A 14,342-nucleotide genomic window follows, 5' to 3' on the forward strand; every position below is an offset into this window, starting at 1 on the left:
CCACCGGGCTGAGGGCCTGTCAGGTAGCGGTGGGGATTCCCGGGGTTCGGTGGCGGGCGGTCAGGAAGGCGGCAGCGTCAGCGTCGCCACCGCCCCGCCGTCCGGCGCGTTCGCGAACCCCAGCCGCGCGCCCAGCGCCTCCGCCCGGCCGGCCGCGATCGTCAGCCCCGGTCCGTGCCCCTTCGCCCCGCCCCCCCGTACGGAACCGCCGGGGCCCGCGCGCGAGGAGGTGCTCCGGGCAGCCGTCCCCGTGGTCCCGCACGGTGACGACCGGCCCGCCCACGGTCAGCGCCACCGGCACCCGACCGTGCCGGTGCGCGTTGGCGACCAGGTCGCCGAGCACCCGCTCCAGCCGCCGCCGGTCCGTCTCGGCCGGCACGTCCGGGACGATCCCGGCCTCGGTGGGCCCGGCGCCCGCGGCCCGCGCCGCCCGGACCGCCCGCTCGGCCAGCGGCCCGAGCCGCTCGGTGCCCGCGTCCAGCCGCTCCCACCCGCCCCCCCACCACCGTCCTCCGCAGCGGCTCGGGCGGCCCCGGCGGGTCCAGCCCCGCGCCCCGCCGGAGCGTCTCCCCGGCCTCGTAGGCCTCCGTCGCCTCCTCCAGCCGCTGCAGCGCCCGCTCCCGGGCTCGGCCGACGGTCTGATGCGTCACGGAGGCGGGGCCGTGCCCGCCCGCGAGTGCCCGTGAGCGCCCGTGAGGCGCCCGAACCCTGGATTCGTGAGCGCTCCGGGGCGAGCGAGGGCCGCGAGACCTCGTGGGGCCCGAGAGTCCCTGCGAGCGCCCGCGGGAACCCGTGGAGCCCCGCGGAGGGGGCGAGGCCCCGCGGAAGGGGCGAGGCCCCACGGAAGGGGCGAGGCCCCACGGAAGGCGCGGGCAGGCACCGGTCCGCACCCGCGCGGTCACTCGGTCAGGTCCTCCAGCAGCCGGGCCGTGGACAGCCCCGCCCGCAGGTACTCCACGAACCGTTCGTTGTGCAGCGCCCAGGGCGAGCGGCGGGCCCGGACCAGCCGGATCGCCTCCTCGGCGGACCGGCCCCGCCGGATCAGCACCTGCGCGACGACCAGACCGGACCGGTTGTACCCGTGGTAACAGCGGACGAGGACCTTCCGGCCCGCGCCCAGGGCCGTGTCCGCCGCCTCGGCCAGCCGCATCACCCCGGCGAGCTGGGTCCCGTCCAGGGGGCCGTCGGGGATCGGCCAGACATGGTGCTCGACGCCCGGATCCGGCCCGTGCCCGGGCAGGCACAGCAAGGTCTGCACGAGATCGAACTCGTTCCGCACCACGGCGGACTCCAGTCGCCCCGCGCCCCTCCGGAACTCGTGCCCGCCCATCCACAGCCCGGGCGCGATCTCGCTCCACGGACTGTCCGGGGCCGGTACGTCGGGCCGCTTCCCAGGCGTCCGCAACGGCGCCTCCCCGTTCCCTCGCCGGTTCCTGCCGGCCCCTGCCGGTCCCCGTCAACGGTAGCCGGGTTCTTGCCCGCGGAGCACCCCGCCTGTTCCCATGGTCATGGGGTGATGGTGCATGAGCGGAGCGCGCGTCATACCGGCCTGGCGGCACGGACGGGAACGCCTCTACGTCCGCCTCCCGGACGGCAGGAACATCGCCTGGTACGACCGTGACGCCGCCCGGGTCAACCTGCTCGCCGACGACCACCGGGCGGACGCCCTGGAAGCCCTGGGCCCCTTCCTCACCGGCCCGGTCACGGTGGGCCCGCCCCCGGTGCCCACCCCCGCCGAGCTGGCCCGCCTCTCCCTCCACCCGGACGACGACCTCGCCCCCAACCGCCCCGGCGAGGCCCATCTGATCGCCCTGGACCGCGACCCCGGCCCGGCGCACCGCCTGCGCCCCGACCCGCGCCGCCGGGCACTGGCCGCGGAAGAGGCGGTGGGGGAGGCCCTGGACCGCCTCGACGGTGCCGGCTGGCGCACCCTGCACTCCATCCCGCTGCCCGGCGGCGACCGCATCCACCACCTGCTGACCGGCCCCGGCGGCCTCTTCGCCGTCCACGCGCTGTACGCCCGCAGGCGGCGGGTCGAGATCGCCGACCCGTTCGTCGCGCTGGGCCGCCACGCGCCACAGCCGCTGCTGCGCCGGGTCCGCGCCGACGCCGACCGGGCGTCCCACGCCCTGACCGCCGAGGTCCGCGCCGTGCTGGTCCTCGTCGGACCGGCGGAGGTGTCGGTCACGGTCCCGCCGCGCGCGGTCCGCGTCCTTCGCGACGACGAGCTGGCCGGCCTGGCCCGCCGGGGCGGGGTGCTCAAGCCGGCCGACGTCGAGGCCCTGCACGCGATGGCCCGGGACCGCTCCACGTGGGCGCGGGTGTGAGGCGCCGGAGGCGGTAGCACCCGGCGTCCCCGTCCCACCCGCGTTGCCCGTTCCACCCGCGTCGCCCGTCCTGCCCGCGTCGCCCGTCCCCGCTCATCGCGGACCGCCGCTCCCGCGGCCGCGGCGGCTCCTTCGAAGCGCCGGACGCGCTCCCCACCCTCCGTCCCGGCGGCGGGCGCCCTACGATGAGAATCGCCCGAAACGCGACAAACCCCCCGATGTGGACATGCGGGGCGGAGTGACGCGGTCACCGATCGGAAGGGTGCTGAACGTGAGATCCATCTGGAACGGGGCCATCTCGTTCGGCCTGGTGAGGATCCCGATCAAGCTGGTGAACGCCACCGAGAGCCGTACGGTCCTCTTCCGCCAGATCCACGCGGAGGACGGCGGGCGGATCCGCCACCGCAAGGTGTGCGAGCTGGAGGACCGCGAGGTCGCCCAGGCGGAGATCATCAGGGGGTACGAGGACGCGGACGGCTCGATCATCCCGATCACGGACGAGGACCTGGCCCACCTGCCGATCCCGACCGTGAAGACGATCGAGATCGTGGCCTTCGTGCCGGCCGACCGCATCGACCCGCTCCAGCTGGACGCCGCGTACTACCTCGCGGCGAACGGGGCCCGTGCCGCCAAGCCGTACACGCTGCTGCGCGAGGCCCTCAAGCGCAGCAACCGGGTCGCGATCGCGAAGTTCGCGCTGTACGGCCGGGAACGTCTGGGCATGCTGCGGGTGGTCGGCGACGCGATCGTGATGCACGGCCTGCTGTGGCCGGACGAGGTCCGCGCTCCCGAGGGCGTCGCCCCGGCCGCGAACGTCACGGTCCGCGACAAGGAGCTGGACCTCGCGGACGTCCTCATGGACACCCTCGGCGAGATCGACCTCGGCGAGCTGCACGACGAGTACCGCAGGGCCCTGGAGGAGGTCATCCTCGCCAAGGCCACCGGCGAGCCGCTCCCGCAGACCCCCGAACCGGCGGCCCCGGGCCACGTCCCGGACCTGATGACGGCCCTGGAGGAGAGCGTGCGCGCGGCGCACGAGTCCCGGGAGGGGAAGGGGCCGGCGCCCGCGACAAGGAAGACGACCGCGAAGAAGACGACCGCGAAGAAGACGACCGCGAAGAAGACGGCCGCGGGCGAGGCGAAGGGGAGGGAGACGCCGGCGGGGAAGAAGACGGCGCCCTCGGCGAAGCCGTCGTCATCCGCGGGGAGGGCGACGGCCGGGAGCGCCGCGAAGGACGCGAAGGAGGCGGTACCCGGCGAGGGGAGGACGGCGACGGCGGAGAACACGGCCTCCCGCGACCGCGACCGCGGCGCCTGACGCCCACGGTCCGGTCCCGAACGGCCGCCCGCCCGGGACCACCCGCCGGCACGAGGGCCGGCCGTCACCGCCCGCCCCCGGCTCCACCGGCTCGTCCGGCCGGGAGGTCCCGTCAGCCGCAACTCCACGGCTCCGGCTGCCGCGGCGGCGGCGACCAGGAAGCGGACGGCGCGCAGCGCCCGTCCGGGCCGGCGGGGCGGGCCTCCCCCGCCCCGCCGGCCGGGACGCCGAGCGGACGCGCGGTCGCCGTCGGCAACTCCTCGGGAGCGTCCTCCAGTTGCTGTACGGTCGCCGACCCCGGCCCGCTGCCGGGCACGCCCGAACCGGCCGTCAGCCAGGACCAGGCCGCCAAGGCCAGGGCGACCGCGGCGGCCGTACCGGCCGCCCGGCCCACCCGGCGGAGCCGGGCACTCCGGTCCAGGTTCCGCCAGATCGGGCCGCCCCGCGGTTCCTCCGGCTGCCACAGGTCGCCGACGGCGCCCGCCACGGCGTTCCCCCGGTCGTCGTACGGACGTCCCGCCCGCCGCTTCGCCCCGGCCGTCTCCGGCGGCCCGGGGAACCAGCCCGGCACCCGCTCCCGCGCGGAGGGCTCCCGGGGAGCGGAACCCCGGATGGCGTCCTCGCTGTCGGCCAGGAACTTCTGCCAGACCTCCTCGGGAACGCCCGGCGCCCCTTCCGGTTCTCCAGGCGTGTCACCGCTGCCGGGCCCCAGCGTGGTCACGGTCCCCTTCTCCTCCTCGTACAGGGTCGCGGGCGACGGCCGGGTGGGGAAGCGGGTCGGGGAGCCGTCCTCCGCCCGATCCTCGCAAGGCGCGGGAGCCGACCACCAGCGGCCGAGCCCATTCTCCCGGACTTTCCGGATCCCACGGCCGGGAGGTCGGCGCCCTGGACTTCCTCATCGTCCACGCGGGCGGACCCCGCATCCTCGACGACCTGTGCCCCTACCTCGAAGGGGACGACCACCTCTTCCGCCTCAGCCGCGCCCCCCTCACCGAGTGCGGCAACATCGCCAGCTCCGTCGTCCTCGACGCCCTCGACCGCTTCCTCACGGCCGGCGGCACGCACCACGACGCCCGCGGCCTCCTGGCGGGCTTCGGCCCCGGCAGCACCGCGGAGACGACCCTGGGCCGCTGGTTCCACCACCCCCCCCGCCCGGCCCCCAACGCGGCGAACCGGTGAGGGGAACGACGCCGGCGCCCTCGTGACCTCGGGCCCCGCCGTCCCGGGGCGACTGCCCGGCGCGATCTGCGCCGCACGCGGGCCCCGCCGGGAGCCGCGGATGCCGGGCCGGCCCGTTCACCGCCCGTGGCGCCCCGGCCCCGTCGGCCCGTCGACCAGGGCGCCGACGGTTCCCTGCCGCCGGGACGGCCCGCCGACGGCGAGCGGCGGTACGGCGATCACCCGGAGCCCGGCCGCCGCCGGCCCGGCGCTCCGGTGGCGCCGGAACACCCCCCAGCGCCGCCGCCGGCCCTCATGACCGCCGCAAGCTCCTCCAAAGGTGCCTCCGATCCCAAGTACCAGGCCGTACCCGGAGCCTGGGGACCACCGGTACGAACGGACCCACTCCGACCATGACCTGCGGAAAACCGCCCGGTTCACCGGGGGAGGGGCGGCGGACCGACCGCTGTTCACCTCGGTTCCCCGCTTGCTCCGGAACGCATCCGGAACATCCTGTGAGTATGGCCGGATCGCGACGCCGGGTCATATTGGTTCTGTACAGAAGAAAGGGGTGTCGCTAAAGTGATGCGACATCATTTCTTCCAAGGGAAAGGGGAGGTGGGAATTCGTGCCGAACCACGTGAACAGCTGTGAAACGGGGCGCCCCGCGCCGGGCCGCGTCAGCCGTAAGGGGCGGGAAGTCGTTGGAAGGGCCGGATCCTCCGTCTTCCCCGCTTCAGGGAACCTTGTTCCATTGTTGTGATTCGTTTGGTGCGCGCCCGGCCCGCGTGCGGGGAGGCGGGCGTGATGTTCCTCGAATTCCTTCAAGCCCTCGGTACCTTTCTCGGCGGTCTCGGCGCCCTCATCGGGGGCACTGCCCAATTCCTCGGGGTCCTGCGGAAGAGGGGCGACGAGCGGGAGGGTGGTCATGGCGGCGACGAGCCGAGCGTTCGGATGATTCCCCCGGGGCCGGCCCCGTGCCCGGCCGCAGCGGCCTGACGTCATTCGCCGAAGGACGCCGCCCCCGGAGAACGTGTTCCTCCGCCGGTCCATCACCCCGCTCTGAGAATGCGTGGTTCCACGGGGAGGGGAGACGGAGGGAATACGACCGCTCCTCCGCCTGCTTGCGGGCCGATCACCAGCGGCAGGCACAACCGGCACCTCCTCCGGGAATCCGATCGCGGATCCGCCCAGCAACGGAGCCGCGTGGGCGTCCCGGTCAAGCAGGGCCGTGCGGGTGCGGTGGTGTACGGGGCCGCGAAAGCTGGCCGGGTGCCCACCCCACCCCACCTCGGCGCCGCGTTCCGCGAGCACCCGGCTGTCCTCCGCACGGCGGGCGGCGGGCGGTTGTTCCCCGGCGAAAGGTGCGCGGCCGTCCCCTCCTCGCCCTCCTACCGCGTGTGCCGGAAGGCAGACCCGGCTTCCTCGCGCCGCCACCCGCCGGCCGGCTGTACGGCCTCCGGTACCCGGCGCTGTCGACGCGGCTCGACCCCGGAGCGGACCCGACGGAGGCCACCGAACGGATCGGCAACGGTGTGGAGATCCCGCCGAGCCGCCACACCGAGTGCATCGCGACGGCCGGCAGGAGATCGCCAACCGCGAGATCGAGGAACTGCTGCGCGAGTACGAGTGATCCCGTCCGGCGCTAGGCTTCGAGCCCCGGACCCGTCCGGGGACTTTCACCGATCAGGGACTGACAGGAACCGGTGCGGCGCACCTTGTGATCTCCGGGAGTCGTTCATGGGCTTGCTCGCGGTCCTCGACGAAGCGGTGGCCGCTCTCAAGGCCCCTCTGGGCGAGGACGACCGGGCGCAGGGCTGGACCGATGACCTCCGAAGAGAGGTACAGGAAGAGATCTCGACCAGTCTCTCGGCGCTGCGTCGCCACGGGACGGGCACGGCGCGGCACCTGCGTCCCCGCTTCGGGGAGTGGATGGAACACGAGGGCGTACAACCCGGACGCCTCCGGGCTTTGGTGGACGACGTGCAGCGGTCGCTCGTGGAGGCTCGGGCCACGGCGTGAAAAACGCCCACCCGGCCGGGCGTTCGTCGCCCGCCGCCGGTCCGCGAACAGACCACGGCCCTCGACACACGCCCGTTCCGGCCCGCACGCCTGCACATACGCGAAGACCCCGCCCTCAGCGTTTCCGCTGGTGGCGGGGTCTTTGGGCACCTCATGCTGGGTGCCCCCGGCAGGATTCGAACCTGCGCACACGGCTCCGGAGGGCGCTTCATGCTCCTACGTTTACGCAGGTTACGGGTTGATGATCGGCCACTGGAGCGCGACCCGTCCACAGGTAGTCCACGACGGTCAAAGAGGCTGTGAGGTAGAGCCCACGTCGTATCGGATGCGTCCCGGACCCGCGTGGCGCGAACGGTGACCGTAGTGGAATACCGTCCACCGCCTTCCGTAGCCCGGCCGTCGTCTACCGGGTGCAGTCGGCGGCCAGAGACTACGGCCGGGCTTCGAGGGACCGTCTGGGCTTCCACCCAGTGTGCCGAGGCAGAGGCGGCAAGCAGAATCCGTGTCACTCCAGGGCATGACGGTGCCCCCAGAAGGCACGGTTGCGAGGCGGTGAGACCGGAGTCCAGCAGTGCGTGGGCTTGACGGGTGACCAGATGCGGTAGTTCGCCACCGAACAGAGGTGCTGAGGGCGTACCCCGCCAAGCGGCCGCTTGAGTCCTGCCCAAGGCCTGAGCAAAGGCGATTGCGGTGCGGTTTCCTGCCATGCGTGGATGGCAGGCTGGCCTTCAGGCGATAACGCGGTAACGGCGGCGCAGTAGCGCCAGGACTATGACGGCCGCGAGGGTCATCCACGTTTTGCCGAGGATTTGTCCAGGCAGGTAATTGAGGGAGCCGAAGGCGAGGTGGAGGAACAGGAGGCTGTCGACGAGAAGCCCGACGGCGTTCGAGGCGAGTATCGCAACCAGAAGTCCTCGGCGGCGCAGGGGTTCGTAGACGACGAAGTCCATGGTTTCGGCGACTGCGAAGGCAACCGCTGAGGCAGTGGCGAGGCTGGGGCCCGCGAGAAGGTAGGAGAGGACGGTGCCGATGGCTATGGCGGCGAGGATGGTGCCACGGCCGGTCGCCTCGCGTGCAAGGTCGCGGAGGACGAGCGTCAGGCCGACGAAGTAGACGCCGGCGGGTGCCACGTAACCGAGGCCGACGGGTACCGCGCCGAAGTGGGTGACGGCCAAGTTGGCGGCCGGGATGGTGGCGATGTACGCAATGACTGTGACAATACCGGCAGGAGCGGGGGTCTTCACGATCTACTTTCTGTTCTCGGTGGTGGGTTGCTGCGCTCGGCTCCAGTGGCGGATGGGCGGTGGGACGAACGTGCAGACATACAGCGCACGACACTGACATCCTTAAGGCGTCGGTCCGCGCTGCAGTGCTGAGAGAAATGCCTGCTACCGGGGGTGAGTAAGGTCCCGGTGGGTTTAGGCGATGCCGCGCTGAGGGCCTCGGGTGGGCCCCTGAATGGCGAACGCGCTAGTCAGCGGCGCGGGCGCCGACCCGCTGTACGGGCCCACGTGACGCGTGCATAGGCGCCAGTGGACGCTTCCCGCGGGCTCGGGCAAAGCCGCGCATCTTGCCGCCGCAGGCACAGTGTAGGGAAGGGGTTGGCACCCCCCTTTCCGACCCAGGGCGTGTGAGGGGCTTCAACCGGTGTAGGTCAGGCTGGCGATGGCGTCGTGGCTGTGAATACTTTCTAGATTCTTCACCCGGATCGCATGTTTCAGCCCCTTTTCGCGGCATGCAAGGCTTATATCGCGGATGATGTCTTCGACGAAGACGGGATGGTCGTAGGCCTGCATGGTGACGACGCGTTCGTCGGGCCGCTTGATGAGGGGAAGGACAGGGGCCGAGCCGACGCTGCGCAGCAGGCCAACGATTTCGTGGACCCCCAGGGGGTAGGGCGCGTCGGCGGTCCCGGTGACCGTGAGGGTGACCTCGCTGCGCTGATTGTGGGCACCGTAGTCGGAGATGGCCTTGGAGCACGGGCATAGACTGGTGACGTCGGTGGTCACCGTGGTGGCGACGGTGCAGGTGTCGGGGGTGATACAACCGGTGATGGTGACGTCGTGGGTTTGCCACGACTGCCGCTTACTGGCGGGCGCAGTCACAGTTGTAGCGATGGGCAGGGACAACGTCACGGCCAGGCTGGGCGCTTCGAGCAGGGCGAGCCCTCGTTTGAGGGCGATGGGCAAGTCCTGCGGTACGAGGGTGGCCACTTCCTCATGCACCAGGGCGATCATGCGGCTCATGTGGGTGCCGCGCCGGTCGGCCTGTAGGCCGACGGTGACGCTGATGTCGGCGATGCCATGCTGGCGCGTGTGACCGTCATCGAACGTGACGGGATAGCGCAGGCCGCTGATCCCTACTTCGTCGATGGCGATGCCGCGGGAGTCGGCCTCGTTTTGGATGTCATGCATGCCGCTACTCGCCTCGGTAGGTGCAACCGGAGGTGCAGGTCTCGCGCACGGTAATCGCCGACAGGCCGGGAAGCTCGGTGACCATCCGGTCCCAGATCCAGCGGGCCAGGTTCTCACTCGTGGGGTTGTCGAGTCCTTCGATATCGTTCAGGTAGTAATGGTCGAGTTGTGCATCAATGGGCTTAAAAGCCTGTTTGATGTCGCCGAAGTCCATCACCCAGCCCGCCTCCGGATCAACAGGTGCCTCCACATGCACGGTGACCTTGTAGGAGTGGCCGTGCAGGCGGGCGCACTTGTGACCCTCGGGCACGCGCGGCAGGCGGTGAGCCGCTTCGAAGGTGAACTCGCGAAAGATTTCCATTACTGAATTCCCAGATACTTGTGCGTCTGGAGGGAGAGTGTCCAGCGCGGGTTCTTCATGCAGTACTCGACGGCGGCACGGGTGTGGGCCTCGCGGTCGGCGTCATCCAGCGGCTGTAGGCGGAAGTGGCGAAAGTGGAGGTGTTCGAACTGGGCGGGGTCTCCACCGGCCTGCGGGTAGACCAGTTTGAGCTCGTCGCCGCTGGTGAGGACCAGGGTGGAGCCGATCTTCGGACTCACACACAGCCAGTCGATACCGCGGGGAGCGGGCCGGGTGCCGTTGGTTTCCACCGCGATCTCGAAGCCGCGGCTGTGCAGGGCCTCGATGGCAGCCTCGTCCAACTGCAGCAGGGGCTCTCCGCCGGTGCACACCACGAACCGGTGCGCACGGTCGGTGGTGGGCCAGGCGGCCTCGACGGCGTCGGCCAACTCCTCGGCGGTGCGAAAGCGACCACCGCCTTCGCCGTCGGTGCCCACGAAATCGGTGTCGCAGAACTGGCAGATCGCGCGGGCGCGATCCTGTTCACGGCCGGTCCACAGGTTGCAGCGGGAAAACCGGCAAAACACCGCCGGGCGGCCGGCGTGGCCGCCTTCACCCTGCAGCGTGTAGAAGATTTCCTTGATCAGGTAGGTCATGCTCAGGCGCTCTGGTACCGGACGGGGTCGGTGACGCCAGCTTCGGCGAACCCCTTCAAACGCAGCAGGCAGGTGTCGCACTTGCCGCAGGCCCGGCCCTGCTCGTCGGGGTCGTAGCAGGAGGAGGTCAGGGAGTAGTCCACGCCCAGGCGCAGGCCCTCGCGGACGATGTCGGCCTTGGAGAGAGCGATCAGGGGGGAGTGCAGCGTGATCTTGGAGGTGCCCTCGACGCCGGCCTTGGTCGCCAGGTTGGCCATAGTGGCGAACGCCTCCATGTACTCGGGGCGGCAGTCAGGGTAGCCGCTGTAGTCCACGGCCGTGACCCCCGTGAAGATGTCGCTGGCGCCGACGGTCTCGGCAAACGCGAGCGCGAAGGACAAAAAGATCGTGTTGCGGGCCGGCACGTAGGTGATCGGTACCCCTGCCTCTTCCACGTCCGCGAGCGACTCGTGCTTGGGCACCTCGATGTCGGCCGTCAGAGCAGAGCCGCCGAAGACCCGCAGATCGATGTCGGCGATGACGTGCCGGGCCACGCCCTGAGCCTGGGCGACCCGCTGGGCCGCCTCCAACTCGATGGAGTGCCGCTGCCCGTAGCGGAAGCTGAGCGCGTAGGGAGTGAATCCCTGGTCCTTAGCGATGGCCAGCACCGTGGTCGAGTCCAGGCCGCCGCTCAGCAACACGATCGCGGGACGGTCCATGCTGTCACTCCCTTACCTGAGGTCCAGTTGCCTCCGTTGAGGCAGTGGCAGCCTACCGTCTTAACTACCGGCTACAGTAACCACAACAAGATACGAGTTACGGAAGCTAGAGGTCGAACCGCAGTGATCGAGTTGCCCATAGTGGTCACGTGCACGGACCGGAAGACCTGGCCTCCCGAGGCCCCCCTGCAGGTCCGCGCCCTGCCCAAGGTGGGCCTGGCGGAGCGGGCCGTGGAATGGGCCCGCCGCCTGCACGCCGTGCCAGGGCCGCGCATCGCGCTGGAGGACCTCTATCAGGGCGACCAGTGGCGGCGCGCCCAAGCCCTCACAAAAGCCGCATCTCGGGCTGGTTTTGTTCCCCGGCTCTACGTGGCCTCGGCAGGTCTGGGCCTGCGGCCAGTCTCTAGCCTCGCACCCTCCTATGCGGCGACTTTCCTGCCCCGACACGCAGATTCCGTGGCTTCCTCCAGCGCGCAGGCCACTGACTGGTGGGATCACCTGCAACGCATGGACGCCAGCTGCCATCTGCCCCAGATCGCAGCCGCCGCTGGCCGGGCGCTGGTGGTGCTGTCCGAGACCTACGCAGGGGCCATGCACCGCGACCTTGCCGCGCTGGCGGCCACGGGAGCCGAGGTGGTGCTGATCGGGGGCGCCTGCGAGCTGGACGGCATCATGCGCGTGCCGGCCAACGCCGCCCTGCGCCACGCCCTGGGCGGCACCCGCACCAGCTTGAACGTCCGCATGGCGGCTTCCTGGCTCGAGCACTGCGCGCCCGGCCGCCTCATCACCCCCAGCGCACGCAAGCGCTGGAACGACTGGGTCAACCAGGTCGCCCGCCCTGAACGCTACGAGCGCCGGCCGATGACGGACGAAGCCGTGATCGACTTCATCAAACAGTCGAAGGACAGCCACCCCGGTTACTCCCGCACCCGCCTGCTGCGCCTGCTGCGAGACCAGGGGATGGCCTGTGAACAAAAGCGCTTCGCCGACCTGTACACCGCGACGATTGGCCCTCGATGACCTCCCTTGTGCTTAAGCGCCGGGCTCTGCGGATCGAGCAGCACCCCACGATTCCCCTGTACGTGTTCACCCTGGCGGCAGAAGAGGTGCGCCAAGTCGCCGACGTGGCACGCATTTCGAGGGACGAGGCTGGCAAACTGATTGGCTACCAACGCCCTGAGAAGAAGCAGCACGTGAAGCAGATCCTTGAGTACCTCGACGGCGAGAAGGTCCTGTTTCCCAACGGGCTGATCATGGCGCTGCCCTCCAGCGTGCGGTTCAAGTCCAGCCCGGGCCCGGGCAGCAGCGACGGCCTGTGCACCTCGGGCACGCTGGAGATCCCCCTGCCCGACGCCCCCGATGCCCCGCGGCCGGCCTGGATCGTCGACGGCCAGCAGCGCAGCCTCGCCCTGGCCCGCACCCGCAACACCCGCCTGGCCGTGACCATCGCGGGGTTCGTCGCCGAAGACCTGGAAACCCAGCGCGACCAGTTCCTGCGCGTGAACACGGTCTCCCCGCTGCCCACCAACCTGGTCACCGAACTCCTCCCGGAAGTCGGCACCCTCCTACCGACCAAGCTTTCCGCCCGTAAGCTCCCCTCCGTCCTGGTCGAGGCCCTAAACCACGACAAGGACTCACCGTTTAGGGGCCTGGTGCGCCGCCCCTCCACCACGGCGGAGCAGAAAGCGGACGCCGTCGTCACGGACAACAGCCTCACCACCGCGATTCAGGAATCCCTCAACTCCCCTTCAGGGGCCTTCTTTCCCTACAAGAACCTGTCCAACGGCACGGTCGACACCGCCACCATCCGCCAGATCCTCGTCGTCTACTGGACCGCGGTGCGCGACACCTTCCCCGACGCGTGGGGCCTGCCGCCGACCCGGTCCCGACTGATGCACGGCGTGGGCATCCGCTCCATGGGGCGCCTGATGGACCGCGTCATGATGGCCATCGACCCCGCCTCACCCCATGCCGTGGAGTTGGCGCGGGCCGAACTCGCGCTGATCGCCCCCCATTGCCGCTGGACCCAGGGACGCTGGCCCGACCTGAACACCCCCTGGAACGAACTCCAGAACAACCCCCGCCACATCAGCACCCTATCGAACTACCTCCTCCGTATCTATGTGCAGGAAAAGGCAAAAGCCGCGTGAAATTCTATTTCCCTGACAGCCAGGACCTGGTGAGCCCCACCTACGACTTCATCAATGACGAGTACTCGCCTTACCGAGTCCGTCAGCGCGATGACATCTACGCCCACCAGGCCGTGACGCCGATCCCGTATGACGGGATCCTCGTCAGCAAGGCGGTTGTCGACGGATCCATGAAGGGCGCAGGAAAATACTCCGCCCCGCAACGCGAGCGCCTCTACCGTCTGGGCGTGAGGAAATTCTTCCGCCTCCCCGACACCTGCTCCACCATCGGCGACTGCGGCGCCTTCAACTACATCGACGAAGAACGCCCCCCGTACGAAGTCGACGAAGTCATCGACTTCTATGGCCGTTGCGGATTCGACGCCGGCATCAGCATCGACCACATCATCTTCGGCTACATCCCCCAAGAATCCGATACGGAGCCCGAAGCGGCTTGGGTGGAACGCCAGCAGATCTCCCTCGAACTTGCCGAAAACTTCCTCGCCGCCACAAATAAACACGGCGCCCGCTTCCAACCCGTCGGCGCCGCCCAGGGATGGGGACCCGACAGCTACGCCCATTCCGTCGCCCAACTACAGAAAATGGGATACCGGCGCATCGCCCTCGGCGGCATGGTCCCTCTCAAGTCCCACGAAATCCTCGCCTGCCTGCGCGCCATCGACGCCGTACGCAACCATGACACCGAACTCCACCTGCTCGGCATCAACCGCGTCGACAGCATGGAACAGTTCGCCCGCCACGGCGTGACCAGTTTCGACAGCACCAGCGCCTTCCGCCAGGCCTTCATGGATGACCGCAACAACTACCACACCGTCACCGACTCCTACACCGCCATCCGCGTCCCCCAAGTCGACGGCAACCCCGCCCTCAAACGCCTCATCCTCTCCGGCCACGTCTCCCAAGCCGAAGCCATCATCGCCGAACGAAACTGCCTGCGCGCCCTCCGCGCATTCGACCAAGCAGAAACAGCACTCGAAGAAGTCATGAGTGCCCTCGCCACCTACGAAAACCTCATTCTCGGCTCAAAAAAGAAAAGCTACCTCGAGTACTACGAACGCACCCTCAGTGATGCACCCTGGCGCACCTGCCCCTGCGCCCTGTGTAAGAAGCACGGAATTGAAATCGCCATATTCCGCGGCAGTGAACGCAACAAGCGCCGCGGATTTCACAATCTCACCGTGCTCGAGGCGAAGATGAGGCAACTCACTTTCGGATAGACTCCAGCACCAACCCCGGCTTTTTTAAAAACCCTGTCAGGA

13 protein-coding genes and 2 pseudogenes are annotated in these 14,342 nt (G+C 70.0%); 7 read left to right on the plus strand and 8 right to left on the minus strand.

The features are described from left to right. Window positions 1-60 precede the first annotated feature (60 nt). Together ACSU6Z_RS19995 and ACSU6Z_RS20000 are read right to left on the minus strand one after the other, a co-directional pair. Window positions 61-493: pseudogene (locus ACSU6Z_RS19995) on the minus strand (ATP-binding protein); the annotation flags it as partial. 405 nt (window positions 494-898) lie between these two features. Continuing rightward, window positions 899-1,405, minus strand: coding sequence for a protein-tyrosine phosphatase family protein (locus ACSU6Z_RS20000; protein WP_437047484.1), 507 nt, complete (start codon window positions 1,403-1,405; stop codon window positions 899-901). A gap of 118 nt (window positions 1,406-1,523) precedes the next feature. Between ACSU6Z_RS20000 and ACSU6Z_RS20005 the strand changes: the two genes are divergently transcribed. Continuing rightward, complete coding sequence (locus tag ACSU6Z_RS20005; RefSeq protein ID WP_437047486.1) at window positions 1,524-2,327, plus strand: nuclease-related domain-containing protein; 804 nt, start codon at window positions 1,524-1,526, stop codon at window positions 2,325-2,327. Between the two features lie 262 nt (window positions 2,328-2,589). Then, entirely contained in the window at window positions 2,590-3,645 is a 1,056-nt protein-coding gene (locus ACSU6Z_RS20010; protein ID WP_437047488.1) for a Ku protein, read from the plus strand. A 112-nt stretch (window positions 3,646-3,757) separates the two neighbouring features. Here the strand turns inward: ACSU6Z_RS20010 and ACSU6Z_RS20015 are convergent, their stop codons facing one another. Beyond that, window positions 3,758-4,366 (minus strand): hypothetical protein, encoded by a 609-nt coding sequence (locus tag ACSU6Z_RS20015; RefSeq protein WP_437047490.1) that lies wholly within the window; start codon window positions 4,364-4,366, stop codon window positions 3,758-3,760. A 131-nt stretch (window positions 4,367-4,497) separates the two neighbouring features. Here ACSU6Z_RS20015 and ACSU6Z_RS20020 point away from each other — a divergent pair. Both ACSU6Z_RS20020 and ACSU6Z_RS20025 read left to right on the plus strand, forming a co-directional pair. Beyond that, window positions 4,498-4,824: pseudogene (locus ACSU6Z_RS20020) on the plus strand (type III polyketide synthase); the annotation flags it as partial. Window positions 4,825-6,543: 1,719 nt separating this feature from the next. Beyond that, window positions 6,544-6,825 (plus strand): hypothetical protein, encoded by a 282-nt coding sequence (locus ACSU6Z_RS20025; protein WP_437047492.1) that lies wholly within the window; start codon window positions 6,544-6,546, stop codon window positions 6,823-6,825. Window positions 6,826-7,553: 728 nt separating this feature from the next. On the opposite strand, the gene ACSU6Z_RS20030 is transcribed toward ACSU6Z_RS20025, so the two are convergent. The 5 genes from ACSU6Z_RS20030 to queC form a co-directional block, all read right to left on the minus strand. Continuing rightward, window positions 7,554-8,069, minus strand: a complete 516-nt coding sequence (locus tag ACSU6Z_RS20030; RefSeq protein WP_437047494.1) for a VUT family protein — start codon at window positions 8,067-8,069, stop codon at window positions 7,554-7,556. A gap of 396 nt (window positions 8,070-8,465) precedes the next feature. Beyond that, the gene (locus ACSU6Z_RS20035) at window positions 8,466-9,239 is read right to left on the minus strand and encodes a GTP cyclohydrolase I FolE2 (RefSeq protein WP_437047496.1); all 774 of its coding nucleotides are present in this window, start codon (window positions 9,237-9,239) and stop codon (window positions 8,466-8,468) included. A 4-nt stretch (window positions 9,240-9,243) separates the two neighbouring features. Continuing rightward, a complete protein-coding gene (gene queD, locus ACSU6Z_RS20040) occupies window positions 9,244-9,600 on the minus strand; it encodes a 6-carboxytetrahydropterin synthase QueD (protein WP_031117444.1) in 357 nt (118 codons plus the stop codon). Beyond that, a complete protein-coding gene (gene queE / locus ACSU6Z_RS20045; RefSeq protein ID WP_369158498.1) occupies window positions 9,600-10,235 on the minus strand; it encodes a 7-carboxy-7-deazaguanine synthase in 636 nt (211 codons plus the stop codon). Before queE ends, queD begins: the two co-directional genes overlap by 1 nt. 2 nt (window positions 10,236-10,237) lie before the next feature. After that, window positions 10,238-10,933, minus strand: a complete 696-nt coding sequence (gene queC / locus ACSU6Z_RS20050; RefSeq protein ID WP_010040261.1) for a 7-cyano-7-deazaguanine synthase QueC — start codon at window positions 10,931-10,933, stop codon at window positions 10,238-10,240. A gap of 123 nt (window positions 10,934-11,056) precedes the next feature. On the opposite strand from queC, the gene ACSU6Z_RS20055 reads away from it, so the two are divergent. The 3 genes from ACSU6Z_RS20055 to dpdA are packed head-to-tail and all read left to right on the plus strand — an operon-like array spanning window position 11,057 to window position 14,300. After that, window positions 11,057-11,953, plus strand: coding sequence for a hypothetical protein (locus tag ACSU6Z_RS20055; protein ID WP_437047499.1), 897 nt, complete (start codon window positions 11,057-11,059; stop codon window positions 11,951-11,953). After that, on the plus strand, window positions 11,950-13,083 hold the full coding sequence (gene dbpB, locus ACSU6Z_RS20060; protein WP_437047501.1) for a DGQHR domain-containing protein DpdB: 1,134 nt from the start codon (window positions 11,950-11,952) through the stop codon (window positions 13,081-13,083). The genes ACSU6Z_RS20055 and dbpB overlap by 4 nt, the downstream gene beginning before the upstream one ends. Further along, window positions 13,080-14,300: a tRNA-guanine transglycosylase DpdA gene (dpdA, locus tag ACSU6Z_RS20065; RefSeq protein WP_437047503.1), complete on the plus strand. Its 1,221-nt coding sequence runs from the start codon at window positions 13,080-13,082 to the stop codon at window positions 14,298-14,300. The genes dbpB and dpdA overlap by 4 nt, the downstream gene beginning before the upstream one ends. Window positions 14,301-14,342: the final 42 nt, after the last annotated feature.

Source organism: Streptomyces sp. enrichment culture (assembly GCF_964273145.1).
Classification (GTDB): Bacteria; Actinomycetota; Actinomycetes; order Streptomycetales; family Streptomycetaceae; genus Streptomyces.

What these genes read in the sequence shown, in the direction of transcription:
- ACSU6Z_RS20005 (WP_437047486.1), top strand. Translation starts at nt 1,524, where the DNA reads ATGAGCGGAGCGCGCGTCATACCGGCCTGGCGGCACGGACGGGAACGC.
- ACSU6Z_RS20025 (WP_437047492.1), top strand. Translation starts at nt 6,544, where the DNA reads ATGGGCTTGCTCGCGGTCCTCGACGAAGCGGTGGCCGCTCTCAAGGCC.
- ACSU6Z_RS20035 (WP_437047496.1), bottom strand. Translation starts at nt 9,239, where the DNA reads ATGCATGACATCCAAAACGAGGCCGACTCCCGCGGCATCGCCATCGAC.
- queD (WP_031117444.1), bottom strand. Translation starts at nt 9,600, where the DNA reads ATGGAAATCTTTCGCGAGTTCACCTTCGAAGCGGCTCACCGCCTGCCG.
- queE (WP_369158498.1), bottom strand. Translation starts at nt 10,235, where the DNA reads ATGACCTACCTGATCAAGGAAATCTTCTACACGCTGCAGGGTGAAGGC.
- queC (WP_010040261.1), bottom strand. Translation starts at nt 10,933, where the DNA reads ATGGACCGTCCCGCGATCGTGTTGCTGAGCGGCGGCCTGGACTCGACC.
- dbpB (WP_437047501.1), top strand. Translation starts at nt 11,950, where the DNA reads ATGACCTCCCTTGTGCTTAAGCGCCGGGCTCTGCGGATCGAGCAGCAC.